The following is a 25,298-nucleotide window of genomic DNA, read 5'->3' on the forward strand; positions in this document are numbered from 1 at the left end:
CGACTATAGCCGATTTCCCCCAAACCACGCCCGCGAACTGGGTGACCCAACGATGAACGGGGCAAATGTTAGACTTGATTCGACCTTGGGGCACAAAATAGGGACAATAATGACGGCGAGGACGACCGCCTCGCGCCCTGACAGGAGAACCGGCATATGCGCTCGCGTTGCCTGGTTGTTTCGCTTGCTTCGCCCCACCGCCGTCTACCGTCCTTCACCTGCGCGATGCTGAGTCTCGCGCTACTCGCGGCGCATGGCCCTCACGCGCTTGCCGAAGGCGCATTTGCGCTCACCAGTGCCAGCTTCCATGCGGGCGGCACGGTGGATGCCGCGCAGGTTTTCAATCAGGACGACTGCAAAGGCGGCAACCGCTCGCCTCAATTGACGTGGCACGACGCCCCAACCGGCACGCGCAGCTTCGCGGTCACGATATTCGATGAGGATGCGCCCGGCCGCGGCTGGTGGCACTGGGCGGTCGCGGGCATTCCCGCCACCGTCGACCGCTTGCCGGAGAACGCCAGCTCGTCCGGCTTCCTCAAGAAGCTCGGCGCGGTCGAAGCGCGCAACGACTTCGACATCGACGGTTACGGCGGCCCTTGCCCGCCGCCCGGCAAGCCACATCGCTATGTGATCACCGTTTACGCGCTGAGCACCGCCGACCTGCGGCTCGCGCAAGGCCGCCCAGCGCTGATGTTCGATCACGAGATCAGCACCGCGACGCTCGGCAGTGCGCGGATGGTGGTCAATTACGGGCGGTAGCGCCGGCCGTCATCATGCTCGGGTTGCACGGATCGTCGAGCCGGTGCGCGAACGGGCGCACGGCTTGCATCGGATTGCCACCCGGGCGGAAATTCTGTCATCCGCGCACGCTAATGTGCAGCAGACCGATGTACGCGATGCTTGTCGACGTCGCGCCGATGCATGCGCGCACCGTTGCCGTGCTTGACCCATTCCCTTTTTCACCTTGCCGGAGGGTGCCATGTCGAAGATCGTCATCGTTTATCACAGCGGCTACGGCCATACGAAAAAAGTCGCCGAGGCCGTGCTGGCGGGCACCGTCGAAGCCGGCGCGGACGGCCGGCTGATGCCCGTCGGAGAAATCGACGACGCAGGCTGGGCCGAGCTGGCTGCGGCCGACGCGATCATCTTCGGTGCACCGACCTACATGGGCGGCCCTTCCGCCGACTTCAAGAAATTCGCCGACGCCAGCTCGAAACCGTGGTTCGGCCAGACGTGGAAGGACAAAATCGCCGCTGGCTTCACCAACTCGGCGACCATGAACGGCGACAAGTTCTCGACCATCCAGTATTTCGTCACACTGGCCATGCAACACAGCATGATCTGGGCAGGCACCGGCATGATGCCGTCGAACACCAAGGCCGCGACCCGCAACGATCTGAACTATGTGGGCGGATTCACCGGTCTGCTGGCGCAATCGCCGGCGGATGCTTCGCCGGAAGAAGCGCCGCCCGCGGGCGATCTGGAAACCGCGCGGATGTTCGGCGCCCGCATCGCCGGGGTCACGGCGAGATGGATTGCTGCCCGCTAGTGCGTCAATTCGAGCAGCTTGCGTCCCGAAGCTGCGGCGTCTGCGGCAGGCCTTTGCCGAAGACGCCGCGCGCTTCGACGGGCGAGCGACGCACCCGCACACGCCGCCCTCCAATCTGCTCCGAACCCACCGTCAACGGCATGCATCTGGCGCATAACCAGTCACTCCGATGCCATGTTCGGCGCGGATCGTCGTTTTTTCACCCCGTTTTGCACAGCCGCTGCCATCACGTCTTAAAATAACGTTCCGGTGCGGTGTCGCGCCCCATTTCCAGCAAGCAAGTCAGTGAGATCGAGATGAGCACGAAAGTTTTTGTCGACGGACAGGAAGGCACGACCGGCCTGAAGATTTTCGAATACCTGTCGCAACGCGCCGACGTGGAGATCCTGCGTATCGAAGAAGCGAAGCGCAAAGACCTCGACGAGCGCCGTCGTCTCATCAACACGTCGGACGTCACCTTCCTGTGCCTGCCGGATGTCGCCTCGCGCGAATCCGCCTCGCTGGTGGACAACGATCGCACCGTGCTGATCGACGCCAGCACGGCGTTCCGTACTTCCGCCGACTGGGCTTACGGTCTGCCCGAACTGGCTCGCTCGCAACGCGAGCGTCTGCGCACCGCGAAACGCATCGCCGTGCCGGGCTGCCATGCGTCGGCCTTCGTGCTGGCGATGCGTCCGCTCGTCGAAGCAGGCGTCGTGACGCCGGACTTCGCCGCACACGCATACTCGATCACCGGCTACAGCGGCGGCGGCAAAAAAATGATCGCCGACTACGAGGCAGGCGGCAACGACAAGCTCAAGAGCCCGCGTCCTTACGCGCTCGGTCTCACGCACAAGCATCTGCCGGAAATGGCCGCGCATACCGGCCTGAAGTCGGCACCGGTGTTCACGCCGATCGTCGGCGACTTCTACAAGGGTCTGGCGGTCACTACCTTCTTCTCGCCGAATCAGTTGGCCAAGCACGCAACGCCGCAAGACGTGCAGGCACTGTTCGCCGAGTACTACGCGGGCGAGGCGTTCGTTCACGTTGCGCCGTTCGATGCAGACGCCAACCTCGACAGCGGCTTCCTCGACGTGCAGGCGAACAACGACACCAACCGCGTCGACCTGTTCGTGTTCGGCAACGCTGAGCGCTTCGTGACCGTCGCGCGGCTGGACAACCTGGGTAAAGGTGCATCGGGCGCGGCGATCCAGTGTATGAATCTCGCGATCGGCGCCGCTGAAGAAAGCGGATTGAAACGCTGATACGTCCACCATCCTGACGGCATCGACCGTCAATCCACAGAAAAGCCGGTTTGCAAAGACCGGCTTTTCTGTTTTAAAAATCCGCACGTCGAATCCATCTTCCGCAGTTAATCGCTAGTAGCCCGCATTACTTTAAAAATAAAAATCGGACTGCTCATCATCGACCGGTAAATCATTCCCGCAATCGACCCGCACAGCATAGTTTTCCGCCTGGGGAAACTCCTGATTTTTTCGCGAACGGTCGTTCGAACATGATAGAGCCATTTTGCTGTGACGCTTGCCTGGTAAGCGTGTGCGGCGAAGCAACGGTCCCGCCGCCGCAGCGAAATTTCCTTTTTTGTTTAAAAGGACCGCCTGCGTCCACCCTGCATGCGTCCCGCAAAAACAGCGCTGTTTGAATCAGTCTTTTTAGACGGTTCTTTCAATTGACAGGCATTAACAGCGCAGCGAAATTACTTCGCACAATTACATGAAGGGAGACAGCAGCATGTCGGACGCCATAACTCGAGGCTTGGCAATGGCCATTGCCGCGGTCCCATTTCTCATCGCTTGCGGCGGCGGCAAAGCCGACAATCCCGGCCCGATCAATTCGGCGCAATGCTCGGGTTCGAGCTGCGGCGTCCAGGGTCCGCCGGCCCAGGGCGCGGGCGCTGCCCCGCTGTGTCCGGCCACCGCCGACATCGTCAAGAGCACGTTCCTCGGTGGCGCGGGCAGCGGCGAAGTGGTGCAGTTGAACATCGACGCCACCGCGATGACCTATACGCTGAAGTGGCTCAAGTCGCCGATCCCGTTGACCAGCGCCGACGTCACGGTGACACGTGAAGGCACGCAGATCACCGGCGCGGTGATCCATCCGCCGACCGGGATGCTGCCGACCGCGGAACAAACGCGTTGCGCGTTCATCCTCGGCAAAGGCACCGGCACCGCGGCTGCCGACGGCACGACTTACACGACACCGGACTTCGTCAACAATCCGAACCCACCGATGATCCTGGTCGGCCTGGGCGTGGCCGGCGGCGGCATCCCGGGCGCGACGGTCGAGTACGCCGGGCTGACCATTGCGCCGGTGCCGGGCCTGGAGAACATCGGTGCCGTACCCAAGCGGCATTTCGACTTCTATCCGTTCCTCGGGTTTGCCAGCACGACAACGGACCTCGCCAAGCTGGCAGGCACCTACAATGGCCTGCTCTACCACATCGTGCCCTCGGGCTCTTACGCGGCAACGGCCACCAACACGATTGAAACCTTCGACGTAAGCGGCAACTGCACCGGCTCCAACCCGGCAAACGCCGCCTTCAATCCGAGTACGAGCGGATGCCTGTCGACCGGTACGGCGTGGACCGTCAACAGCAGCGGCTATTTCGACAGTCAGCAGGCGCCGCAGATCGGTGCGCAGTTGAAGCTGCCGCCGCTGAATCAGCCGAGCGGCAAGTCGGCTCAGGCACACATGATTCTCGGCCAGATCAACGGCGCGACTGTGCCGCTCGTCATCCGCACGGGCTCGGTCAACCTCGGCACCGCGCCGTTGCATCTCGACGCCAAGGTCGACGACGAATCCGGCATCGCCATGCTCGCCGCGGCCACGCCGCTTGCATCTGGCGGCTTCGACGGCGGCTATGTCGGCGCGGATTCGAACTTCAAGTACACCGCAACGTTGATCCAGGGCGGTGTGGGCACCTTCATCAACCCGACGACTTCTACTGCGGAAGACGGCTTCGGCTTGGGCTATGGCCTGCCGAGCCCGGGGTTAATCGGTGTGCAGGACAAGAACGGCAAGACCGGCTTCGCGATTGCCTCCGGCGGCCTGTATGCGATCGCCATTCAGGACACGATGAATGGCGGCATCGCACCGACTTCGCAGCTCGACAGCACGGCCTCCAGCGCGCCGTACTTCGGCGTCGGCGCGCAGATCAGCAAATGACGGACGGCCGGTCAGCGGTTCGCAGCAACAGAAATAAATAGTGCAAAAGGTGGCTGAACTGGGAGCCGGCCACTCACAACGAGAAAATTCAGGAGGATGTATGAAATGGAAATTCCTTTCGGTGCTTGCTCTTGCGGCGCCGTTGCTGGGGGCGTGCGGTGGCGGCGGTGGTAACGGCGATGGACCGGTGACTGAAGTTCGCCTGTGCCCTGGGTCGCTCGACTACGGCACGGTGTTTACGGGCGGCGGCGGTGACGGCGAACTGGTCAAGCTGCAGCTCGATACGACCAAGATGACCTGGCAGGTCAATTACATCGAATCGCCGATTCCGGCGACCACCGGCACCGTCGTACCGACGCGTGCAGGCCAGAGCGCGAGCGGCACGCTGACTCAGGAAACCCTGCTGCCGACGAACAAGCTCAACCAGTGCGCCTTCCGTCTGAACGGCGCGAGCCTCGACCCGAATCGCCCGGCGCGTATTTTCGTCGGCGAAGGCGTGGCGGGCGGCACGATTCCGGGTGCGGAAATTTCGTTCGGCGGCATTCTCGGCGTTGGCGCGGTGCCCGATACCAAGTTCCCGTACTACCCGTTCATCGCCTTCTCGTCGATTGAAACGAATCTCGCGAACGTAGTCGGCACCTACAACCAGCTCGGTTATCACCAGGTTCCGTCGCAGAACTTCGCGCCGGTCGCGGTCGATACGAAGATCACGATCAACGCGGACGGCACGTGGATCGAGTGCGACAACTCCGGGGTCAACGCGGGCAAGTGCCAGCAGCCGGGCACGAACTTCGTGCAGTCGCCCGACGGCAGCGGCGCGTTCGAAACCGACAAGTTCCAGGGTCAGGCAAAGCCCACGCTCGCCACGACGCCGAAAGCCAGGGGCTACATGATCGTCGGCAAGCTGCGCAATCAGCTGGTGCCGATCCTGGTTCGCGCCGGCGCGGCGAACTCGTCGGTCACCGTGCCGCAGAACGGCGAACTCGGACCGTATGCGGACGACGAATCGGGCATCTCGATTCTGGCGCCGCAAAGCTCGATCGCGGTGAACTCGCAAAACGGCGAGTACATCGGCGTGGATAGCCAGTTCAACTATCGCACCACCGCTCTGGAAGGCACGCAGGCGACGCTGCTCGATCCGTTCAACGCGTCGCAGGCATCGCTCGCGACGGCACTGAATCTGGACTTCACGCAAGCCGTACCGGGTGTGGTGACGACGACGCAAGTGGGCGCTTCGACCGGCGCCACACCGACCGGAAAGATGATCTTCACGGGCGGCGTATTCGGCTACCTCGATCTGACCAACGCGGCTTCGCCGTACTTCACGATCGGCGCCTTCGTCCAGTAACGGGTGAAGCCACGCGTCGTCGACACGCACCGAGGCGTTCGCGTCCCGGCTGCTGCGTATACATCGACGCGGCAGCCGGTGTCTACAGGGCACAGCGTATTCAGCGCAACGGCCGGGTAACCGGGCCGTCGCCGCGCGTCTTGCGAGGCACGCTTCAGGAGGAGGAACAACATGAAAAAAATCTATCTCGCGATACTGGCCGCTTGCCTGTCCGCCAGTGCTCACGCGCAACATGCGGGCGACAACGTCGCCGTGCTCGGCTGGTTCCACGTGATGCCGCAGAATTCGAGCACGCCGCTGACCACCAACGTCGCGCCGACGCCAATCAACACCCCGCTGCGTCTGCCGAGCTCCTTCACGTCGTCCGGCACGGGGTTGTCGTCCAATAACGCCGATACCGCCGGCCTCGTGTTCAGCCATTACCTCACCGATCACATCGCGGTATCGACGGTGGCGGGCGTGCCGCCGGTCTTCAAGATCTACGGGCACGGCACCATCAAGCCGCCGGGACCGGCAGGCGCGCTCGGCCAGCAGAATCTCGGCGATCCGCAGGCCAATCCGATCGTGAAGAGCGTGCGCCAGTGGAGCCCGGCGCTGCTGTTCCAGTACTACTTCAATGCGCCGACCGCGAAATTCAGGCCGTTCGTCGGTATCGGCGTGTCGTACAACTGGTTCTCCGATGTCCAGTTGAGTCCGAACTTCGTGACCTCGACGCAGAACAACCTCGGCGCTGTGCTGGCAGCAGGCGCGGGCAAGCCGGGGCAGACGCAGGTGTCGGCGAAGGCTTCGTCGTCATGGCAGCCGGTATTCAATGCGGGTCTGTCGTACAACATCACCGATCACTGGGGCATGGTGGCTTCGGTCACGTACATTCCGCTGAAAACGACCTCGTCGGTCATCGTCAAGGCGGCGGACGGCACGGAACTGAGTGTCTCCAGGGCGGAGCTAAAAGCCGATCCGATCATTTCGTTCCTGGCGGTCTCGTACAAGTTCTAAGTTCCAGGTTCGACGCAAACGCAGATGCGACAAAGCCGGCGGCCCGTTCACGGGGCTCGCCGGCTTTGTGTTTTCTGGTTTGGGCGATGTGCGAAAGCGCGAAATTCAAGGCAAAAAAAAGCCCACCTAAGTTGGCGGGCTGAATCCATATCAGAGGAGACATGGAGGAGACAAGGCAAACTATAGCAAATGGTTTGGTGCGGCGCAACATCAGAATTAGGGTTGACCCTCAACGTTGCTTATCCGCAACATTTTGTCGATTGAATTCGAGCCGGCACCCTGCGCCTAATGGCGCACCAGCGCCATCATTGCGCCGAAGCCGACAAACACACCACCCGTCAGACGATTGAACACCTTCGCGACGCTGCGGCTTTTCAATTTGGCGCCGATCCGCACGCCGAATCCGGCATACACCAGATACCAGCTCACCTCGATCGTCGCGAAGGTGGCAACGAGCACGCCGAACTGCGGCAGTTTTGGCTGCGCGGCGTCGATGAATTGCGGCAGCAGCGCGGCGGCGAACAGGATGGCTTTCGGGTTGCTGCCAGCCACCAGGAAGCCGTTGCGAAACAGCGCGATGCGCGAACGCGCGGGTTTTGCGGCCAACTCGTCGGCAACGCCCGCGGCGGCTTCGTCGGCTGGTGCGCGCCATGCCTTGATGCCCAGATAGACGAGGTACGCCGCACCGATCATGCGCAGCGCGTTGAACATCGCCGGCCATGCTTCGAGAAACACGCCAAGGCCCGCCGCCGACACCGCCAGCATCAGCACCAGCGCCGACAGGCAGCCGGCCATGGTCGCGCTGGAGCGGCGCAAGCCATGCTGGGCGCCGTGTGTCATGACCAGCAGCATGTTCGGACCGGGAATCGCGGAAACGACGAAGACGGTGGCGGCGAACAGCCACCAGGTATGCAGACTCATGTGGATCAACGCGGGAAAGAGGATCGGGCGGCTATTATGCCCGCCCGCGCGGATCCACGGCACTGCCGTGCTGCCGCTTCGCAGCGGGAAGCCCGGGCGGCACAGCACCCGGGTACGAAGCCTGGCACACGCCCGCGGGCGCGCCTTCGCGCTACGCCCACACGCCGATGCTCAGCGCCCTGCCCGCCGCGCCGCCACCTCGCCCAGCACCGCGAAATCTTTCTCGCCGTCGCCATGAGCCACCGCTTCCAGCAGGCTGTCGCGCACGACGCTTGCGATCGGCAGCGGGGTCGTCACCGCGTCGGCGGCTGCCAGCGCAAGGCGCACGTCCTTCAGCCCGAGGCGCGCCTTGAATAGGGCCGGCTCGTAGCGCTGCTCGGCGATCATCTTGCCGTAGCCCTGATAAACCGGCCCCGGGAAAATGCCACTCGTGATCACATCGAGGAAATCCTGCATGGCGAGGCCGTGACCGGTCACCAGCGTGGCCGCCTCGCCGAGCGTCTCGACGGCCGCGGCCAGCATGAAGTTCGCGGCCAGCTTCATCACGTTCGCCTGCTGCGGCAGTGAACCGATGCGCCACGTTTTCTGGCCGATGGCATCGAAAATCGGCTGCACGCGGTCAATCGCCTCGGCGGGACCGCCGGCGACGATCGTCAGCTTGCCCGCCGCCGCGACATCCGGCCGCCCCATCACCGGCGCGGCGACATAGTTGACGCCGCGCGACGCGTGCGCCGTCGCCAGTTCCTCGGCCAGCGCCACCGAGATGGTTGCCATGTTCACGTGGATCAACCCGCGCGGCGCGTGTTCCAGCAGCGACGCAGTGATGACTTCGCGCAGCGCGGCATCGTCGGCGAGCATCGAGAACACGGCGTCGCCCGCAAACGCTTCGGCCGGCGTCGAGACGATCCGCGCGCCTGCGTCCGCAAGTGGCCGCGCGCGTTCCGGCGAGCGGTTCCACACGCGCACCTGATGCCCGGCTTTCAAAATGTTTGCAACCATCGCGGCGCCCATCTCGCCGAGACCGATAAAACCGATGTCCATCTGTCGCTCCATCTTCTAAAGAACTGGAAGTAAAGCACACCCGCGCTACACGTGCAGGACAGCGCGCATCGAAACACGGTGCGATACTGATACGATGGTCACCGCGACTTTCCGCTTCTATGAGGAGCTGAACGATTTTCTCGCCCGGCCGCTGCGCCGGCGCGCGTTCAGTTGCGCGTGCGCGCGCGGCGCCACCGCGAAGCACATGATCGAGGCGCTCGGCGTACCGCATACCGAAGTCGAGCTGATTCTGGTGAACGGAGAATCGGTCGGTTTCAATCACCCGCTGTCGGACGGCGACCGCATTGCCGTTTATCCGAAGTTTGAAGCGCTCGACATCCAGCCGCTGTTACGCGTGCGCGAACGGCCGCTGCGCGTCATGCGCTTCATCGCCGACGCGCATCTGGGCGGTCTCGCACCGCTGTTGCGGCTGGCCGGCTTCGATACGCTCTACGACAACCATTATCCCGACGCCGATATCGAAGCGCTCGCCGCCGAACAACAGCGCATCGTTTTGACACGCGACCGTGAGTTATTAAAACGCCGCACCATCACGCACGGCTGCTATGTGCGCACCTTGCGGCCCCGCGAGCAATTGCGCGAAGTGTTTGAACGGCTCGATCTGGCCGGCAGCGCGCAGCCGTTTCGTTTGTGCCTGATGTGCAATGCGCCGCTGCGGCGTATCGCCAAAGAAGATGTCGCCGGCCGCGCGCCCGAAGGCGTGCTGGAACGGCATACGCAATTCGTCACCTGCGACGTCTGCCGGCGCGTGTTCTGGGAAGGCACGCACTGGCAAAGAATGCGCGCGTTGATGGACAGCGTGGCCGGTGCGCAAAGCCGGTCCGCTTACCTCCCGTCTGAGCCGCGAGTGCCGCCGCTCACGTAACGTGCGGCGCGATGCGTACAATGCGGGATTACCTATCTGGCAGAGGCCTTCCGTATGGCGATGAAAAAAACCGACCTTGAAAAGAACAAGGCACTCAAGCTGAACAACGCAATGAAGCGGTCTACCGCCGACCGTTTCGGCAAAGCCGCGGCTGCCGAGCCGAAGCTCGACCGCCGCGAGCAGCGCAAGCTCGATCAGGCACAGGGCCTGGTCGCGTTTGCCTGCAAGCTGAACGGCGACCTGGTCGCTGAACTGAAGGAGCGGGCTGCCACGCATCCGGAAGGCATGAGCGGCCTGCTGAACGAGGTCATCAAGCGCGGCCTCGCTGGCTAAGCGCAGTCGAGCGCGCCGTTGCAGCGTTTTGTCCGCATCACGGCCGGCAAACCGCGGCCCAAATGCAAAAAGGCCAGAGCATAAACTCTGGCCTTTTTGCTGGTGACGCCGAACCGGAACCGCCCTGCACTGGCCGACTAGCGGCGCACAGACGCGAACCGGCGAAGCTCGCCCGACGAACCCAAGCGTCAGCTTAGTTCGCCGTGCCCTTGTCGTTCGTGCCAGCTGCCGAAGCTGCTGCCGAAACCGAAGCGTGCTTGCCGTGCGTCTTCAGCTTCTTGGTGTGATGCTTCGTGGCGCTAGCCGGTGCTGCCATTGCCGGAGCAGCGTCAGAAGCTTGTGCGAAAGCTTGAACCGAAACCAGAGCGATCGATGCGGCTGCGAGCGAGATGATAACTTTCTTCATGTGTTGTTCCCCAAACCTGGACGACTGAGTCAATGTGAATGAAATAGCTGCACGGTGAAGCAGACATGGCTTGAGGCGCCTTCCCGCTCCCCGCGGGAGAGTATTACGCAGTGTAGGCGGTTTGTCATGCCCAAAACTCGATCTGTATTTTCCGGGAGACACGTTGCTTTCGTGATGCTTTCACTCATTAAGCATGCCGTATTAGGGCAATGACCTGGAGCGTCGCTTTAGACCAGATTACGCAACAGGCTGGCAGTTTCCTGCAAGGTCGGCAGCACCCGGTGCAGCGCGGCGTTCGCCGACTCCAGGCCGATCGGCATGCTGACACTGATCGCCGCCACCACCGAGCCGTGCCGGTCACGCAGCGGCACGGCGACGCCGCGCATACCCAATTCCAGTTGCTGGTCGGTGACGACATAGCCATTGCGGCGGATTTCGCCGAGCACCTCGCGTAACTTCTCGATGGTCGAATACGTGTGCGGCGTGAACACCTTGATCGGATACGAGGCGAGCCACTGCTCGATGTCATCCGGCGCGCGAAACGCCAGCAGAACCAGGCCCGCCGACGACAACGGCGCGGGCGCCCGCGAGCCGAGCACGAAACCGACGGCCATCGCCCGGTTCACGCCATTGCGCGCGACGTAGACCACGTCGTGCTCGTCGAGAATCGCGACCAGCGCGGTTTCCTGCACGGTCGCCGTAATGCGCTGCAGGAACGGCTGCACGGTGCGCGGCAAGCGCGCCGAATCCAGATAGGACTGGCCGAGCCGCAGCACCCGCGGCGCCAGCCAGAACAACTTGCCGTCGGTATCCACGTAGCCGAGTTCGCGCAGTGTCAACAAGTAGCGGCGCGCCGCCGTGCGCGACAGCGCGGCGCGCGAGGCTACCATGGTCGGCGTCATGCGCGCGTGCTCTTCGTCGAATGCCTCGATGATCGCAAGCGCCTTCGCAGCACCGGCGATCCAGTCTTTCTCATCCATTGTGCTTGCCTGAAAATCGGTTGGCTCGGCTGCGCTGTCGTCTCGTGGACCGTATCATGGCCGTTGCGCGATTATCGCGCAGGAGCCGCCCCAGCGTGGGATCCGACGTCGGCTCATTTGAAGTCCCAACGCATCCGACGATGCATGCGGCACCGGCGCATGCCACGGTGATCTTCAGCATGGAAGGTGTGTTCGCCGCGCTGGCGGGATGGCTCGTGCTCGGCGAGATGCTATCGGCGCGGGCACTGTTCGGATGTGCGCTTGCTGGCGGGTTTGATCGTGTTTCAGGCGATGCCGGCGTGGCGTCGCGGACGCGCGCGGGTCGATCTCCGCGCGCTTCGACACTAAGCCGCGCGCGGCTGTATAAAAATTTTTGGGTTGTCCGCGGTGGGTGGAAACACGCACCAGCAGCCGTCGTCGTGACGAAAGAAAAACAAACCACGCGAGCCGGTTTCCAATGACGCCTCGACGCGTACATAACGCCTGCCACCCAGGCGGGTACGGCTGAATTCGGTAACGTGAACCGGACTTGACGGCCCGGGCGCCAGCCATTTCTCGACAAGGAAACGCAGCGATTGTTCGCTCGCGGATCTCATGATTCGCTCCGGGCCGGTTTGTCGTGACGCGATTCGCGCGCGGCCTCGGTGCTTTCGTCACTCTCGCCGGCTGCGTCCGCGTCGTCTTCGGCGGATGCGAGGGCGATGGCCCGGTTGGTCGCCGCCGCCCGCAGCGTGCTGCAGTGAGCGGCATGTCTGATATCCGAAAGAAGACGGACTAGCTGTCGTGCTGTTCTGCGTTTCATCGCACCCCCCGCACTGCACCAATAACTTCAGAAAACACTTTAACTCTATGCCTGGATCGGCCGTCGCTGAAATGGTTTTGACTAAATAGCAACAGTTGCGCTTGCAAAAAGAGAGACGCAATCTTCGTACCGTCCGTCTTCAATGTGCGCGCATCCGGGCGCCGAAGTATGTACGGTGGCGAGCGGATGGCGTGGATGAAAAGCCGGTGGAAAGCGGAATGCCGAGGCACTGCGAAGCGCTTGAGTTATCCACATCTGCCTATGGATAACTTCGGGATAGGGCGTCGGACAGCCTGTGCGCGGAATCTTGATAATGCGTGACAGTTCGCGAGCACCGCCAAAGTTATCCCGCCTTTGTAGTTTTTCTACAGATGTGTTCCGCAAGGTTATCGTTTTCGCATGCTGCTGATGCGGCGGGGAATTTGAGACTTATCCACAGAAGGGGTTAACCCTTGTTAACTATTACTACATATATATACGCATGAAGTAAAAAGACATAGGACAAGTACCGCTGCACGCTGAAATCAAAGGCTAAGCGTGCGCTGAACACAGCCACGAAGCAACCGCAGCTGAAGGCGATCAGGGCGCCACGCTCCCATGTGCAGGTTGTGCGGAAGCAGCCTGCCCCACCACCGCATCGGGCAGCGCCACGGCTGGCGCTGGTACCGTAGCTTCGACAGGCATCGGCAATATGCGCGTCTCGATGCAGCTGTTAGCCACCGGCTGAGTGCGCACCACCGTCTGCAGATAGTGATCGACGAGTCCAAAGAAGCGGTCGTAGAACTTGCCCGACGGAATGGTCTCACTTGAAATCTTGACCATCGCGTCGCTGTTCGAACGGATCGGCAGCGACAACGATCCCAGTACGCTCAGGCCAACGCTCGCCGACGTATCGCTTTTCTTCAGAGCAAAGCCGTTTTGCACGGCGTTCACGTAGACGATGCTCGTATCGCTCGCCTCTTCACCCGGCGTACAGACGACATGAAACTCCACGACGACGTGCGAATCTCCGGTGGGCTGGAAATTCTTTGTACCGTCGACGGTGTCGGTGCGCGTCATGGTCGTCAGATAGCCCTGGCTCAGCAAGGCGCGGCGCGCGGCCTCGCAGGTATCGGTGGTATTCGAGTTGAAGTTGCGTGCGTACGGACTCGCACCCGTTTCGAACAATTCCTGCTGAAATTTCGGCTGCGGAGCGCTGCTGCAAGCCGCAAGCATGAGCAACCCAAACAGCGAGGCGGTGGTGGTTTTGAAAAACGAGGTGAACATGGTCGATCGGAAGGGGCGCTACGTGAACTCGAATGGAGAGGCATTGTAGAGCCGTTGCGCAAGCTGCGTAAAAGGCGCGCAGCCGCGCCTCGCGTCGCCTTACACGACGTGATCGCCCGTTACAGCGCCGAGGTCCGTCGCAACGTAAATGGAAAAAGAGAAAAGAAGCAGGCGCTCAGTTCGACGCCGCGGGCAATCCGTTCGACGACCCCGGCGCGCCGATTGCCCCGGCAGCGTTGCCGGTCGGCATCGCAAAGTAGTTGGCCCAGTTGCCCGGCGCCGCACAGCGATCGGCCGACCGAGCCTCGCACATGCCGGCCTGCGCGTCCGGGTGCTGCGCTGCGTCCTGCGAGCCGGCTACTTCAGCGAAGTCTTCGACGCGCAAGCTCACCTTCTGCGCGTATGCCCGCGACCCGCCGTAGCTCTTGAGCGCCGCGTTCAGGTCGCCATTGGCCGAGCGCATGTAGCCGTACAGGATCGCCGAACCGACTTCGATGTTGGCGGTCGGCTCGGTGAGGTCCTTGACGTTTCTCAGCAGCCCTCTGTGGGCGCCCGGCACGACCTGCATCAACCCGGTTGCGCCATTGGCGCCCTTGGCCTTTTCCTTGAAGCGGGATTCGATCGAGATGATCGCCAGCAGCAGTGCCGGCGGGAGTGAATACTTCGAAGCGGCGGATTGCACTGCGTCCGAAATCTTTTGAGCCTTGTCCTTCGTCAGACCGAATTTGTGCGTCAGATACGCGGAAATTCGGTCAGCATTTTCCTCGGCCATTGCGGCTTGCATCAGGCCGAGCGAAAGCACGATCAGGCAAAGAAGCCGGCTCATGGCGGAGGGCGGAGGGCGGAGAAGGAAAATGATTGGCGCATTATAGCGCTGCCCCAAAATTCGTCTGACCAAAGCGGGCCGGGCCAATGTTTCAGGTTTTAGCGCGGACATTGCTTGCGTGAACGCCTTGGTGCGATCCGCGAAGATGTTCTGGCCAAATGCTTCCTTGAAGCGTGCCGCGCATCGTCCGTTGAGAAAGCCAAGCGGCAGCGTCATTGCCCGTAGCGACGATGCAACGCGGCAGCAACCTCCGCCATCAGCGCGCGCAATTCGGGCGGTGCCAGCACTTCGGCTTCGGTGCCGAAGCGCAACAACGCCGCACAGGCCTGCCTCACCGAGCCGACCGGCAGCGTAATGGTGCACCAGCCGTCCTCGGCATCCGGCTCGCTTATCGTGGCCGCGGCGCGCGCGAATGGCGACGACAAACCGTTGAGCCGCGTCCGGTAGCCGTCGAGCAAACGGTAGCCGCCTTCCGCGCCGCGCTCGCTATGCACGGGCACGCCAGCGGCGCTCAATGCATCGACGTCGCGATAGATGGTGCGCAGCGAGACCGCGCATTCGTCGGCGAGCGACTGGGCAGTGACCTGCCCGCGCGCTTGCAGCGTCATCAGAATGGAAAGTAGGCGGCTGGCTCGCATGCGGGCAAGTCCAACTGACAGGTATGGGCGCTTAGGATGAGTGGACCCGGCGCCGTATCACCGTTGCCGTTCCTTAAGACGTTTAACCAGGGGCCTCGCCATGACCACAGACCGCACGATCACGCTGTTCCATTCACCGCAATGCCGCTCCGTCAGCGCGCTCACGCTGCTTGAAGAACTCCGCGCCCCGTATCAGTTGAGGGTGCTGAACATGAAGGCCGGCGAGCAGCGCAAGGCGCCGTATCTCGCGATCAACCCGCTTGGCAAGGTGCCGGCGATATATCACGGTGACGCGCTGGTCACCGAGCAGGTCGCCATCTTTATCTATCTGGCCGACCTGTTTCCCGAAGCCGGCCTCGCGCCGGCGTTCGACGATCCGTCGCGCGGGCCGTATCTTCGATGGCTGGTGTACTACGCGGCGTGCTACGAGCCGGCGCTGGTCGACAAGGCGATGAAGCGTGAACCGGCGCCGTTGGCCACCTCACCTTACGGCGATTTCGATTCGATGATCGGGACCGTGGCCAGCCAGTTGCAAGCGTCCCCCTATTTGCTCGGAGACAGGATTTCCGCCGCGGATATCTTGTGGGGCATCGCGCTGCATTGGGGGATGAGGTTCAAGCTGGTGCCGGAAACGCCGGTAGTGCTCGAGTACGCCAGGCGCATTTGCTCGCGGCCGAGTTTCGTGAAAGTGAGCGAGATGGACGTGGCGCTCGCGGCCGAACATGAGGCGGCGCTCAAGGGCGCGTGATGAGGCGAGCAGCCGGCGTGTTGCTTCTCGGGTTGAATCCGTTGAGATTTGAGACAATGAACGCCGCCGGCGAATTGCCTTCCCCGGGACAACCGGGTGAAGCGCTCGCCTTCCGGGCAGGTGCAGCTCCATCGAACAAGAGATGTTTTCAGTTATGAGCAAGACCGCATTTATTCCCAGCGTACCCGCGACGTCCGAGGACGACTTTGAAGTTTCGGCGACGTCGAAACTGGCTGGCTATCGGCGCTTCTTCGGCGTGTTGAAAGTGGTTCGAACCACCGACGGCCGCGTGCTGTTCCCATTCGACGGCGCGCCGGAACTTGGGCCGTTCGCGACCAAACTGGAAGCGGTCGCGGCGGCGCAAGTGTATGGCGAACATATCGTGAGCAGCGATCTGGCGCGTCCGGAGTTGTAGGCGCTGAAGCGGATTGCATCGGACCGCCGATCAAGGTTGCTTTGCCGTTGCTCGCCGACACATTGAAATAATCGCTGGAACAGGTCGACTTCGCACTCACCGATGGTGCGCGAACCATGACTGCGTTGCCGAGCTTGTCGAATGCCTCGATGCGGAATCGCGCATGCGTATAGGCAACCGATGCGCAGCTCGTGCGCGGCGAGTTCCAGTCGAAGTACTCAACCCGTACAGTAGCTGCCCGCACCGATGCCCGCGCTCGCGGGCATTCCGGGCATGCGTCGGTCGCGTGCCACAGACTGAACAGGAATTGCTTTCTGTAGCCTTCCGATGCGGACATCAACATATTTTCTCTGATTTGGTTGGCTTGGCGCGAACCTCACCCCGCTCGCGATAGTCACACGCCGCCGAAGGCATCTCCTGACTCGCAAGCCGGGTGAAATTATCCCTCGCAATGCGATATCAAGGTATAAATTTGACGGGCGCGGCCTTTATACCCTAATATGTAATCATAGGGTATAAAGGGTTCTTAGCCATGGCCAGCTTCCATAACGACGCACTGCAAACGCTGTATTCCTCTGTCACCGAGCGCGCCAGCACGCAACCACACATCCCGCTGCATTCTCCGGGCTCCGCTGCGCGGAAGACCGTCGACGGGAAAACGTACATCTACTGGCGGGTTTATCTGGCGTCAGGAAAGCACAAGGAAACCTCACTGGGCCGCGCGGGAGAAGCTGCCACCGACGCTGCGCTCGAGGCGAAACTACTGGAGAGCACGGAGATGCGCGTGCTTGCCACCGATGTCCAGGTTCTGCGCAAGGCGGGTTTTGCTGCTGCCGACAATTCTTCGGCGCTAACCCTCGCAACGCTCTTTAACGCCAGCATCTTCAGCCACGGCGGAGTGCTCGTCGGCTCCCACGCATTTGGCGCGCTCCTGAACAGCCTCGGCGTTCGTCTGCCTGCAAACTACAGGACCGAGGATATCGACAACGGCAGCACGGGGACAATTTCGGTGGCCATCCCGGAAGACCGTAGCTTTCTCGACATCCTGCGTGACAGCAGTATCCCCTTTCTAGAGGTGCCGGAGCTGGACTCACGAAAGCCCCCAACCTCGTTCAAGGCTCGAGGACAGCCCCTCAAGGTGGACCTGCTCGTGCCGGGTACCGAGGCGTACGAGACGAAGGCCTTGCCCCAGTTGCGCGCACACGCAACGGGGCTTCCGTACTTTAAGTATCTGGTATCAAGCCCGGCGCGCGGTTTTATCCTCGGCAAGGAACACGTCGTCCCAGTGATGCTGCCGGACCCCGCGAGGTTTGCTCTTCACAAGCTAATCGTCAGCACGCTTCGCGACCCGTCGCGCGCACTCAAAGCGGATAAGGACCGACGGCAGGCCGCAGTGCTGGTTGACGCGCTGACAGACAAGTTTCCAGACTGGTTGACGACAGCTGCCAACGATCTGGAGGAGAGCGCGCGTCCCCGGGTTGCCATGGCGGCCACCCGGGTCCTGAATCTTGCCCCCAGCTTGTCGGAGCGCGCCCGAGATTTTCTGGCTGATTTGGGCGCTCGCGCGTAGCTTGGGTGATTCACGCGAGAAACTTGACCTGCGAAACGGCAAGCAGCGGTGGCGCAATGTCAGTTGCCACGCATCTGGCAAATAGACAAAGCGCCGTGTCCGTCGATAGCCTCTTGCAGCAGGGCACGGTGAAGAGTTTTTCAGCTACCTATACCCGTGCACCGTTGGTACAAACTTTTATATACAAGTCGGGTTTAATACGAACTTTTATGCACAGTTACAGACTTTTATGCACATGGAAACAGGCGCCCAGCGCCCCGCCCCTCACTCCACCGTAACCGACTTAGCCAGATTCCTGGGCTTATCCACATCCGTGCCCCTCGCACAAGCCGTGTGATAAGCCAGCAACTGCAACGGCACCACATGCAGAATCGGCGACAGCAAGCCATAGTGCTCCGGCATCCGGATCACATGCAGGCCTTCGTCATTGACGATCTTCGTATCCGCATCCGCGAACACATAAAGCTGACCGCCGCGCGCCCGCACTTCCTGAATATTCGACTTCAGCTTTTCCAGCAGCGCGTCATTCGGCGCCACCGTCACCACCGGCATCGCTTCCGTCACGAGCGCCAACGGCCCATGCTTCAGCTCACCGGCCGGATACGCTTCCGCGTGAATATAGGAAATCTCCTTGAGCTTCAACGCGCCTTCAAGTGCGATCGGGTAATGCAACCCACGCCCGAGGAACAATGCATGCTCCTTGCGCGAAAACTCTTCCGACCATGCGATGATCTGCGGCTCCAACGCCAGCACGCTATTCAACGCGGCCGGCAAGTGGCGCAACTGCTTGAAATAGTTCGCCTCCTGCGCCGCATTCACATGCCCGCGCAGCTTCGCGAGCGTCACGGCCAGCACGAACAGCGCAACCAGTTGCGTCGTGAACGCCTTGGTCGACGCCACACCGATCTCGCGCCCCGCATGCGTCAGGAACGACAACTCGGTCTGGCGCACCATCGCGCTCGTGCCCACGTTGCACACCGCCAGCGTATGTTTATGCCCGAGCGACTGAGCATGCTTCAGCGCGGCCAGCGTATCCGCCGTCTCTCCCGACTGCGAAATCACCACTACCAGCGATTTCGGATTCGGCACCGACTCCCGATAGCGATACTCGCTCGCAATCTCAACCTGGGTCGGAATCTTCGCGATCGATTCGAGCCAGTATTTCGCGGTCAGCCCCGAGTAGTAGCTTGTTCCGCACGCCAGAATCAGCAGACTATCGATGTCCGCGAACACCTTGTCCGCGCCCTCGCCGAATAGCGAAGCGTCGAACGAATCGGCTGGCGGGATCGTGTCGGTGATCGCGCGCGGCTGCTCAAAAATTTCCTTTTGCATGAAGTGGCGATACGGGCCGAGCTCGACCGCGCCGCCATACGCAGCAACCTGACGCACGTCGCGCTGCACTTCGTTGCCGTCACGATCGGCGATGCGAACGCCGTCGAGCGACAGTTCGCAAACGTCGCCTTCCTCGAGGAAAATGAAGCGTTCGGTGCTGCCGGCCAGCGCCAACGCATCCGAAGCGAGGAAGTTCTCGCCGTTACCCAGACCCACGACTAGCGGCGAACCTTGCCGCGCGCCGACCACCGTATGCGGCTGATCCTTGTGCAGCACCGCGATCGCGTACGCGCCGTGCAACTGCCCGACGGCCTCGCGCACGGCGGCGAACAGGTCGCCGCGATACAGGCTGTGGATCAGGTGCGCAATAACCTCTGTATCGGTCTGCGACACGAACGCGTAACCCTTGCCCCGCAGCATTTCGCGCAATGACTCGTAGTTCTCGATGATGCCGTTGTGTACCAACGCTAGCGCATCTTTCGAGAAGATCGGGTGCGCGTTGTCCGTCACCGGCGCGCCGTGCGTCGCCCAGCGCGTGTGCGCGATCCCGGTGATGCCTTCAAGACGGCTTTCGCGCACCTGCTCGTCGAGATCCGCCACGCGCGCAACGCTGCGTGCGCGGCGCGGCCCGTCGTTGCCGAGCACGGCGACGCCGCACGAGTCGTAGCCGCGATACTCGAGGCGACGCAGCCCTTCGATCAGGACAGGAACGATATTACGTTGCGCAACCGCGCCGACAATGCCACACATGGCTTAATTCCTTTTCAGTGCTGGGTTTCAAGGAGCGCGCCTCACGCGCGGCATGCCCATCAGCTTTTCTTTTTAGTCGGGCGTGCATAGCCCGTCTTGCTTGTTTGCGTCTTGTCGTTCAGGACCAGCATGTCTTCTTCGACGTCCTTCCAGACGGTCGTGCCCGCAGCGATCGTCACGCCACGCTTCACGCGCACCGGCGCGACGAGTTGCGTATCGGAGCCGACGAACACGTCGTCTTCGATGATCGTGCGGAATTTATTTGCGCCGTCGTAATTACAGGTGATGGTCCCTGCGCCAATATTCACGCGCGCGCCGATATCCGCGTCGCCGATGTAGGTCAGGTGATTCGCCTTCGAACCGTGACCGAGCACCGCGTTTTTCACCTCGACGAAATTGCCGACGTGCGATTCGTCCTGCAACGACGCGCCAGGACGCAGCCGCGCATACGGCCCGAGCACGACGTTCGCGCCGACTTCGGCGCCCTCTATATGCGTGAACGCATCGACGCGCGTCCCGGCTCCGATGGTCGCGTTGCGGATCACGCAGTTGGGCCCGATCGTCACGTTGTCGGCCAGCGTCACGCGGCCTTCGAACACGCAGTTGACGTCGATCGACACGTCGCGCCCGCATTCGAGCGTGCCGCGCACGTCGAGCCGCGCCGGATCGGCAAGCGTGACGCCCGCGACCAGCAACGCATCGGCGACGTTGTGCTGATGAATCCGTTCGAGTTCGGCAAGCTGCTGCTTGCTGTTCACGCCGAGCGTTTCCCACGCTTCGTCCGGCTGCGTGGTCACGACTTCAAGCCCTGCCTCGATTGCCAGTTCGACAGCATCGGTCAGGTAGAACTCGCCTTGCGCGTTGTCGTTCTTCAGCGAAGCGAGCCAGCCGCCGAGGCGCCCGGTCGGCGCGACGATGATGCCGGTGTTGATTTCGGCGATGCCCAGTTGTTCAGGCGTCGCATCTTTCTGTTCGACGATGCGCGAGACCTTGCCCTGCGCGTCGCGCACGATACGGCCATAGCCGCTCGGGTCGTCGAGCGTCACGGTGAGAACGCCATAGCCGCCCTGCCTCGCACGGTCGGTCAGCGCCTGCAGCGTGCTGGCGCGGGTCAGCGGCACGTCGCCGTACAGCACGAGCGTGGGCAAGGCAGGATCGAGTAGCGGCAGCGCCTGCTGCACCGCGTGGCCGGTGCCGAGCTGTTGCTCCTGCACGGCGAACTGGACGTCCGGCGCCGCCACGGCTTGACGCACCGCTTCGGCGCCATGGCCGATCACCACGACCAGACGCGTGGGCTTGAGCGTGCGAGCGGTATCGATAACGTGAGCGAGGAGTGGCCGGCCAGCCAGAGGATGGAGCACCTTGGGAAGCGCGGACCGCATGCGCTTACCGGTGCCTGCCGCCAAAATCACGATGTTCATGGCGTCGGCAAAGAGACGAGTTTGGAGCCGGCAATTCTATCATGCAGCTTCTGACGGCAAGGCCGCCGGCAGGGCCTTGTTACAGGCTGAAATAGCCGGAAACACGCGGTTTCCGGGCTGCGGTTTCCGAGCTATTGCGAGCCGCTCAAAGATCGTCGAACTGGACGATCGAGATCGGCTTCGCGCTGTTGAGTGTTGCGCCGTCGCCGGTATCGGTCGAGCACGGTTCTTCGTCGAACGCGATATCGCCTTGCGGGTCGGCCTCGCCGCTCGCGCGCAGACCGGCAAACGGGAACAGCTTGTGATCCATCAGATGCGACGGCACGATGTTCGACAACGCATTGAACATGTTCTCGACGCGGCCCGGGAAACGCTTCTCCCAATCGCGAATCAGCGCCTTCATTTCCGCGCGCTTCAGGTTCGGCTGGCTGCCGCACAGATTGCACGGAATGATCGGAAATTCGCGCAGCTCCGCGTACTTTTCCAGATCGGTCTCTTTCACGTAGGCAAGCGGCCGGATCACGATGTTCTTGCCGTCGTCCGATTGCAGCTTGGGCGGCATGCCCTTCAGCTTGCCGCCGTAGAACAGGTTGAGCAGCAGCGTTTGCAGGATGTCGTCGCGATGATGGCCGAGCGCGATCTTGGTCGCCCCGAGCTCGCCGGCGACGCGGTACAGGATGCCGCGGCGCAGCCGCGAACACAGCGAACAGGTGGTCTTGCCCTCCGGCACCAGCCGTTTGACGATGCTGTACGTGTCCTGGTTCTCGATGTGAAACGGAATGTCGAGTTGCTTCAGGTACTCTGGCAGCACATGCTCCGGAAAGCCGGGCTGCTTCTGGTCGAGATTCACCGCGACGATGTCGAAGTTGATCGGCGCGCGTTCGCGCAGCCGCATCAGGATGTCGAGCATTGCGTAGCTATCCTTGCCGCCCGACAGGCAGACCATCACCTTGTCGCCATCCTCGATCATGTTGAAGTCGCCGATCGCCTCGCCGACCTGGCGCGCTAACCGCTTGAACAGCTTGTTGTTCTCGTACGCTTCTTTCTGCTCGCGGCGCGTGAGCGGCGTTTTGCCCGCCGGGGCGTGCGCGGCGGCTTGCGCAACGTCAGTGGCTTGTGCCGCCGCGCTGTCGTTGTCGTTCAGGAGTTCCTGAGCATTCATGGCTCAATCCTCTTTGATACGGAAGACTTCGACGCCCACCGCGTCGCAGTCAGGATAGACGTCCGGCTTTTCGGTCGATACACGCGCCGCTCGCACTTGCGGATGGTCGAGCATCGTCTTGACGAGGTCGTCGCAGAGCGTTTCCTGCAAGTGGATATGCCCTTGCTCGACGCGGCGCGCGATGGTCGAACGCATGAAATCGTAGTCGACGACTTCGCGCAGCTTGTCTTCGAGCGGCGTGGACAGCGCGAGCGGCACGAACAGTTCGACGTTGATCACGACGCGCTGTTCGCCGCGCTTTTCGAAGTCGTGCACGCCGATGTTGATGTGCACTTCGTAATTGCGCAGAAAGAGCCGGCGGCAATCGGCGAGCCGGGGATGCGAAAGAGCGGCAAACATGTTCGTTCCAGTCGAAAAAAGCGTGCGGGGCACGCAAGGGGGATGCTTCACAGCGGGGCAACCGCCATTATCGGCAGGCTGCGCACGCTTCAGGCGCCCGTCAAAAACATTACGTCGCGCGGCAGCGACACGAGGTGCTGCCCGCCGTCGACCACCAGCGTCGTTCCGGTGACGCCCGCTGCATCGGCGAGATACAGCGCGGCGGCGACAATATCCTCCGGCCGCGACGCACGGCCCAAAGGCGTCGTACGGTGAGCTTCTGCAAAACTGGCCGGGGTCTGATCGCCGGATTGCATTGTCAGGCCGGGCGCGAGCCCGACCACACGCAGTTTCGGCGCCAACGCCTGCGCGAGCGCAACCGTCGCCGTCTGCAACGCCGCCTTCGACAGCGTGTACGACAGGTAATCCGGGTTCATGTTGTACAGCTTCTGATCCAGCACATTGATCACGACGCCGCGCTGGCTTTCGTCGGCGCGCGCCGCCTCGGGCGTCGCCTCGAACAGCATACGCGCCAGCACGAGCGGCGCGCCGAGATTGATCGCCGTCAGCTTCAGGAGACGCTCGTAGCCGACGTCCTGCGCCGTGTCTTCTTCGAAGCTCGACGCATTGTTGACGATACACATCGGGCGGCCCAGCGCGGCGATACAGTCCGGCAGCAGCCGCTCGACCTGAGCCTCGTCGGCCAGTTCCGCGTGCAATGCGACCGCCCGCCGGCCCTGCGCGACGATTTCCGCGACCACTTCGTCGGCCTCCACGCGCGACGCGCCGTAGTGGACCGCCACGTCCCAGCCGCGCGCGGCAAAGCCGAGCGCGAGCGCCCGGCCGATGCGCCGGGCGGCGCCGGTAATCAGCACGACGCGCGGCGTTTCAGGCGCGCGGGCGGCGGCGGTGTCGAAAGAGGCGGTCATTTACAATGCGGGGATGAATCCGAAAGCTCACCAACCTGATAGTTTACCTGCTCCCGGCACGAGCGCGCTTGCGCAGTCCGAAGCGCTGGTCGCGCAGATCCGCGCGGAACTCGAAGCCGCCGGCGGCTGGCTGCCGTTCGACCGCTACATGGAGCGCGCGCTGTACGCGCCGGGGCTCGGTTATTACAGCGGCGGCGCCCGCAAATTCGGCCGCCGCGCCGACGATGGCAGCGACTTCGTCACCGCGCCGGAACTGTCGCCGCTGTTTGCAACGACTTTGGCACGCCCGCTCGCCGAAGCCTTGCAGGCGAGCGGCACGCGTGACGTGATGGAATTCGGCGCCGGTACGGGCAAACTGGCCGCCGGGTTGCTGAACGCGTTCGACGCGCTGGGCGTCGCGTTCGATCGCTACTCGATCGTGGACCTGTCGGGCGAATTGCGTGAGCGCCAACGCGAAACGATCGAAGCCGTCGCGCCGGCGCTGGCCGCGAAGGTGCGCTGGCTCGACGCGTTGCCTGAGCGGTTCGAGGGCGTGGTGATCGGCAACGAGGTGCTGGACGCGATGCCGGTGCGGCTGTTTGCTTTTACCGGCGGCGCCTGGCACGAGCGCGGCGTGGTTTGGCGCGATGAGGCTTTTGCCTTCGGCGACCGTCCTGTTTCCGCGGCTACGGACGTCGCGTTTCTCGCCGGGATCGAAACTGCCGGCGACGATTACGTGACAGAGACGCACGAAGCGGCGTCGGCTTTCACGCGAACCATTTGCACGATGCTGACGCGCGGCGCGGCCTTTTTCATCGATTATGGATTTCCGCGTCACGAGTACTACCATGCACAGCGTGCGCAGGGCACGTTGATGTGTCATTACCGGCACCGGGCGCATGGTGATCCGTTTGTTTATCCTGGCTTGCAGGACATTACCGCGCACGTGGAATTTACCGGAATCGCCGAAGCCGGGGTTGAAGCTGGGGCGGATTTGCTGGGGTTTACTTCGCAAGCACGGTTTTTGTTGAATGCCGGGATTACCGAGGCGTTATCGGAGATCGATCCTTCAGATACGACGCGTTTTTTGCCTGCGGCGAATGCGGTGCAGAAGTTGCTGTCCGAGGCGGAGATGGGGGAGCTGTTCAAGGTGATTGCGTTTTCGCGTGGGCTGGATGACACGCTGATGGCTTTTTCGAGTGGCGACCGGTCACATACGCTTTGATTTTTTTGCTTGAGGATTCGCGATGATCCGCTGGCTGTTGACTACGTTTATTGCCGTGGCGGTGTTGTCGGCCTGCTGGCCGTGGCTCAGGAAGATCGGGATTGGGCGGATGCCCGGTGATGTGACTTTGCGATTATTCGGGCGCGAGTATCCTTTTCCTTTTATGTCTACGCTTGTTTTGTCGATTGTTTTGTCGCTTCTTGCCAAGGTTTTGTAGGGGCTTTGGCTTGGG

The 25,298-nt window shown here is 62.3% G+C and carries 26 protein-coding genes and 1 pseudogene; 14 read left to right on the plus strand and 13 right to left on the minus strand.

Going from position 1 to position 25,298, the window contains the following annotated elements:
• Positions 1–156: 156 nt before the first annotated feature.
• From SB772_RS23570 to SB772_RS23595, 6 genes are all read left to right on the plus strand, one after another.
• Positions 157–759: a YbhB/YbcL family Raf kinase inhibitor-like protein gene (locus tag SB772_RS23570; protein ID WP_410835614.1), complete on the plus strand. Its 603-nt coding sequence runs from the start codon at positions 157–159 to the stop codon at positions 757–759.
• Positions 760–979: 220 nt separating this feature from the next.
• Entirely contained in the window at positions 980–1,549 is a 570-nt protein-coding gene (locus tag SB772_RS23575) for a flavodoxin family protein (protein WP_341314073.1), read from the plus strand.
• A 296-nt stretch (positions 1,550–1,845) separates the two neighbouring features.
• Entirely contained in the window at positions 1,846–2,793 is a 948-nt protein-coding gene (gene argC, locus SB772_RS23580) for an N-acetyl-gamma-glutamyl-phosphate reductase (RefSeq protein ID WP_410835615.1), read from the plus strand.
• 487 nt (positions 2,794–3,280) lie between these two features.
• A complete protein-coding gene (locus SB772_RS23585; protein WP_410835616.1) occupies positions 3,281–4,714 on the plus strand; it encodes a DUF2957 domain-containing protein in 1,434 nt (477 codons plus the stop codon).
• Positions 4,715–4,814: 100 nt separating this feature from the next.
• Positions 4,815–6,062, plus strand: coding sequence for a DUF2957 domain-containing protein (locus SB772_RS23590; RefSeq protein ID WP_410835617.1), 1,248 nt, complete (start codon positions 4,815–4,817; stop codon positions 6,060–6,062).
• A 171-nt stretch (positions 6,063–6,233) separates the two neighbouring features.
• Positions 6,234–7,058 (plus strand): OmpW/AlkL family protein, encoded by an 825-nt coding sequence (locus tag SB772_RS23595; RefSeq protein WP_410835618.1) that lies wholly within the window; start codon positions 6,234–6,236, stop codon positions 7,056–7,058.
• Positions 7,059–7,343: 285 nt separating this feature from the next.
• Here SB772_RS23595 and SB772_RS23600 read toward each other — a convergent pair whose 3' ends face one another.
• The gene (locus SB772_RS23600; RefSeq protein WP_410835619.1) at positions 7,344–7,979 is read right to left on the minus strand and encodes a LysE family translocator; all 636 of its coding nucleotides are present in this window, start codon (positions 7,977–7,979) and stop codon (positions 7,344–7,346) included.
• 171 nt (positions 7,980–8,150) lie between these two features.
• A complete protein-coding gene (locus tag SB772_RS23605) occupies positions 8,151–9,020 on the minus strand; it encodes an NAD(P)-dependent oxidoreductase (RefSeq protein WP_410835620.1) in 870 nt (289 codons plus the stop codon).
• Between the two features lie 94 nt (positions 9,021–9,114).
• On the opposite strand from SB772_RS23605, the gene SB772_RS23610 reads away from it, so the two are divergent.
• Together SB772_RS23610 and SB772_RS23615 are read left to right on the plus strand one after the other, a co-directional pair.
• A complete protein-coding gene (locus tag SB772_RS23610) occupies positions 9,115–9,906 on the plus strand; it encodes a Mut7-C RNAse domain-containing protein (protein WP_410835621.1) in 792 nt (263 codons plus the stop codon).
• Between the two features lie 54 nt (positions 9,907–9,960).
• Positions 9,961–10,239, plus strand: a complete 279-nt coding sequence (locus SB772_RS23615; RefSeq protein WP_410835622.1) for a hypothetical protein — start codon at positions 9,961–9,963, stop codon at positions 10,237–10,239.
• A 193-nt stretch (positions 10,240–10,432) separates the two neighbouring features.
• Here SB772_RS23615 and SB772_RS23620 read toward each other — a convergent pair whose 3' ends face one another.
• Positions 10,433–10,645, minus strand: a complete 213-nt coding sequence (locus SB772_RS23620; protein ID WP_410835623.1) for a hypothetical protein — start codon at positions 10,643–10,645, stop codon at positions 10,433–10,435.
• Between the two features lie 227 nt (positions 10,646–10,872).
• Positions 10,873–11,625 carry an IclR family transcriptional regulator C-terminal domain-containing protein gene (locus tag SB772_RS23625; protein WP_410835624.1) on the minus strand — a complete coding sequence of 251 codons (753 nt, stop codon included), beginning with the start codon at positions 11,623–11,625 and terminating at the stop codon, positions 10,873–10,875.
• Between the two features lie 143 nt (positions 11,626–11,768).
• Between SB772_RS23625 and SB772_RS23630 the strand changes: the two are divergent.
• Positions 11,769–11,973, plus strand: a pseudogene (locus tag SB772_RS23630) (EamA family transporter); the annotation flags it as partial.
• Here SB772_RS23630 and SB772_RS23635 read toward each other — a convergent pair.
• The 4 genes from SB772_RS23635 to SB772_RS23650 form a co-directional block, all read right to left on the minus strand.
• Positions 11,970–12,221, minus strand: coding sequence for a hypothetical protein (locus SB772_RS23635; RefSeq protein WP_410835625.1), 252 nt, complete (start codon positions 12,219–12,221; stop codon positions 11,970–11,972). The pseudogene SB772_RS23630 and the gene SB772_RS23635 overlap by 4 nt on opposite strands.
• A 785-nt stretch (positions 12,222–13,006) precedes the next feature.
• Positions 13,007–13,693: a DUF2242 domain-containing protein gene (locus SB772_RS23640; RefSeq protein WP_410835626.1), complete on the minus strand. Its 687-nt coding sequence runs from the start codon at positions 13,691–13,693 to the stop codon at positions 13,007–13,009.
• Positions 13,694–13,868: 175 nt separating this feature from the next.
• Positions 13,869–14,519: a lytic transglycosylase domain-containing protein gene (locus SB772_RS23645; protein ID WP_410835627.1), complete on the minus strand. Its 651-nt coding sequence runs from the start codon at positions 14,517–14,519 to the stop codon at positions 13,869–13,871.
• 212 nt (positions 14,520–14,731) lie between these two features.
• Positions 14,732–15,157 carry a transcriptional regulator gene (locus SB772_RS23650; RefSeq protein ID WP_410835628.1) on the minus strand — a complete coding sequence of 142 codons (426 nt, stop codon included), beginning with the start codon at positions 15,155–15,157 and terminating at the stop codon, positions 14,732–14,734.
• 100 nt (positions 15,158–15,257) lie between these two features.
• Between SB772_RS23650 and SB772_RS23655 the strand changes: the two genes are divergently transcribed.
• From SB772_RS23655 to SB772_RS23665, 3 genes are all read left to right on the plus strand, one after another.
• Positions 15,258–15,905 (plus strand): glutathione S-transferase family protein, encoded by a 648-nt coding sequence (locus SB772_RS23655; RefSeq protein ID WP_410835629.1) that lies wholly within the window; start codon positions 15,258–15,260, stop codon positions 15,903–15,905.
• A gap of 154 nt (positions 15,906–16,059) precedes the next feature.
• A complete protein-coding gene (locus SB772_RS23660) occupies positions 16,060–16,320 on the plus strand; it encodes a DUF6723 family protein (protein WP_410835630.1) in 261 nt (86 codons plus the stop codon).
• A 532-nt stretch (positions 16,321–16,852) separates the two neighbouring features.
• Positions 16,853–17,890: a GSU2403 family nucleotidyltransferase fold protein gene (locus tag SB772_RS23665; RefSeq protein ID WP_410835631.1), complete on the plus strand. Its 1,038-nt coding sequence runs from the start codon at positions 16,853–16,855 to the stop codon at positions 17,888–17,890.
• A 264-nt stretch (positions 17,891–18,154) separates the two neighbouring features.
• Here the strand turns inward: SB772_RS23665 and glmS are convergent, their stop codons facing one another.
• The 5 genes from glmS to SB772_RS23690 all read right to left on the minus strand — a co-directional run bounded on the left by glmS (position 18,155) and on the right by SB772_RS23690 (position 23,862).
• On the minus strand, positions 18,155–19,972 hold the full coding sequence (glmS, locus tag SB772_RS23670) for a glutamine--fructose-6-phosphate transaminase (isomerizing) (protein WP_410835632.1): 1,818 nt from the start codon (positions 19,970–19,972) through the stop codon (positions 18,155–18,157).
• 59 nt (positions 19,973–20,031) lie between these two features.
• Positions 20,032–21,393, minus strand: a complete 1,362-nt coding sequence (gene glmU / locus SB772_RS23675; RefSeq protein ID WP_410835633.1) for a bifunctional UDP-N-acetylglucosamine diphosphorylase/glucosamine-1-phosphate N-acetyltransferase GlmU — start codon at positions 21,391–21,393, stop codon at positions 20,032–20,034.
• 145 nt (positions 21,394–21,538) lie between these two features.
• The gene (gene ttcA / locus SB772_RS23680; protein ID WP_410835634.1) at positions 21,539–22,555 is read right to left on the minus strand and encodes a tRNA 2-thiocytidine(32) synthetase TtcA; all 1,017 of its coding nucleotides are present in this window, start codon (positions 22,553–22,555) and stop codon (positions 21,539–21,541) included.
• A 3-nt stretch (positions 22,556–22,558) separates the two neighbouring features.
• Positions 22,559–22,954, minus strand: a complete 396-nt coding sequence (locus tag SB772_RS23685) for a dihydroneopterin aldolase (protein ID WP_410835635.1) — start codon at positions 22,952–22,954, stop codon at positions 22,559–22,561.
• 89 nt (positions 22,955–23,043) lie between these two features.
• Positions 23,044–23,862 (minus strand): SDR family oxidoreductase, encoded by an 819-nt coding sequence (locus SB772_RS23690; protein WP_410835636.1) that lies wholly within the window; start codon positions 23,860–23,862, stop codon positions 23,044–23,046.
• Between the two features lie 13 nt (positions 23,863–23,875).
• Here SB772_RS23690 and SB772_RS23695 point away from each other — a divergent pair, with 13 nt between their 5' ends.
• A complete protein-coding gene (locus SB772_RS23695) occupies positions 23,876–25,066 on the plus strand; it encodes a class I SAM-dependent methyltransferase (RefSeq protein WP_410835637.1) in 1,191 nt (396 codons plus the stop codon).
• A gap of 22 nt (positions 25,067–25,088) precedes the next feature.
• Positions 25,089–25,283, plus strand: coding sequence for a DUF2905 domain-containing protein (locus SB772_RS23700; protein WP_410835638.1), 195 nt, complete (start codon positions 25,089–25,091; stop codon positions 25,281–25,283).
• Positions 25,284–25,298: the final 15 nt, after the last annotated feature.

This window comes from Paraburkholderia sp. SIMBA_030 (genome assembly GCF_046535245.1).
Classification (GTDB): domain Bacteria; phylum Pseudomonadota; class Gammaproteobacteria; order Burkholderiales; family Burkholderiaceae; genus Paraburkholderia.

Bases quoted from the DNA above. Each gene is read 5' to 3' on its own strand.
- SB772_RS23660 (WP_410835630.1), top strand. From the start codon at position 16,060: ATGAGCAAGACCGCATTTATTCCCAGCGTACCCGCGACGTCCGAGGAC.
- SB772_RS23640 (WP_410835626.1), bottom strand. From the start codon at position 13,693: ATGTTCACCTCGTTTTTCAAAACCACCACCGCCTCGCTGTTTGGGTTG.
- SB772_RS23635 (WP_410835625.1), bottom strand. From the start codon at position 12,221: ATGAGATCCGCGAGCGAACAATCGCTGCGTTTCCTTGTCGAGAAATGG.
- SB772_RS23625 (WP_410835624.1), bottom strand. From the start codon at position 11,625: ATGGATGAGAAAGACTGGATCGCCGGTGCTGCGAAGGCGCTTGCGATC.
- SB772_RS23690 (WP_410835636.1), bottom strand. From the start codon at position 23,862: ATGACCGCCTCTTTCGACACCGCCGCCGCCCGCGCGCCTGAAACGCCG.
- SB772_RS23610 (WP_410835621.1), top strand. From the start codon at position 9,115: ATGGTCACCGCGACTTTCCGCTTCTATGAGGAGCTGAACGATTTTCTC.
- SB772_RS23570 (WP_410835614.1), top strand. From the start codon at position 157: ATGCGCTCGCGTTGCCTGGTTGTTTCGCTTGCTTCGCCCCACCGCCGT.
- SB772_RS23575 (WP_341314073.1), top strand. From the start codon at position 980: ATGTCGAAGATCGTCATCGTTTATCACAGCGGCTACGGCCATACGAAA.
- ttcA (WP_410835634.1), bottom strand. From the start codon at position 22,555: ATGAATGCTCAGGAACTCCTGAACGACAACGACAGCGCGGCGGCACAA.
- SB772_RS23695 (WP_410835637.1), top strand. From the start codon at position 23,876: ATGAATCCGAAAGCTCACCAACCTGATAGTTTACCTGCTCCCGGCACG.
- argC (WP_410835615.1), top strand. From the start codon at position 1,846: ATGAGCACGAAAGTTTTTGTCGACGGACAGGAAGGCACGACCGGCCTG.
- SB772_RS23585 (WP_410835616.1), top strand. From the start codon at position 3,281: ATGTCGGACGCCATAACTCGAGGCTTGGCAATGGCCATTGCCGCGGTC.
- SB772_RS23655 (WP_410835629.1), top strand. From the start codon at position 15,258: ATGACCACAGACCGCACGATCACGCTGTTCCATTCACCGCAATGCCGC.
- SB772_RS23650 (WP_410835628.1), bottom strand. From the start codon at position 15,157: ATGCGAGCCAGCCGCCTACTTTCCATTCTGATGACGCTGCAAGCGCGC.
- SB772_RS23605 (WP_410835620.1), bottom strand. From the start codon at position 9,020: ATGGACATCGGTTTTATCGGTCTCGGCGAGATGGGCGCCGCGATGGTT.
- SB772_RS23615 (WP_410835622.1), top strand. From the start codon at position 9,961: ATGGCGATGAAAAAAACCGACCTTGAAAAGAACAAGGCACTCAAGCTG.
- SB772_RS23595 (WP_410835618.1), top strand. From the start codon at position 6,234: ATGAAAAAAATCTATCTCGCGATACTGGCCGCTTGCCTGTCCGCCAGT.
- SB772_RS23600 (WP_410835619.1), bottom strand. From the start codon at position 7,979: ATGAGTCTGCATACCTGGTGGCTGTTCGCCGCCACCGTCTTCGTCGTT.
- SB772_RS23665 (WP_410835631.1), top strand. From the start codon at position 16,853: ATGGCCAGCTTCCATAACGACGCACTGCAAACGCTGTATTCCTCTGTC.
- SB772_RS23700 (WP_410835638.1), top strand. From the start codon at position 25,089: ATGATCCGCTGGCTGTTGACTACGTTTATTGCCGTGGCGGTGTTGTCG.
- glmU (WP_410835633.1), bottom strand. From the start codon at position 21,393: ATGAACATCGTGATTTTGGCGGCAGGCACCGGTAAGCGCATGCGGTCC.
- SB772_RS23685 (WP_410835635.1), bottom strand. From the start codon at position 22,954: ATGTTTGCCGCTCTTTCGCATCCCCGGCTCGCCGATTGCCGCCGGCTC.
- SB772_RS23620 (WP_410835623.1), bottom strand. From the start codon at position 10,645: ATGAAGAAAGTTATCATCTCGCTCGCAGCCGCATCGATCGCTCTGGTT.
- glmS (WP_410835632.1), bottom strand. From the start codon at position 19,972: ATGTGTGGCATTGTCGGCGCGGTTGCGCAACGTAATATCGTTCCTGTC.
- SB772_RS23590 (WP_410835617.1), top strand. From the start codon at position 4,815: ATGAAATGGAAATTCCTTTCGGTGCTTGCTCTTGCGGCGCCGTTGCTG.
- SB772_RS23645 (WP_410835627.1), bottom strand. From the start codon at position 14,519: ATGAGCCGGCTTCTTTGCCTGATCGTGCTTTCGCTCGGCCTGATGCAA.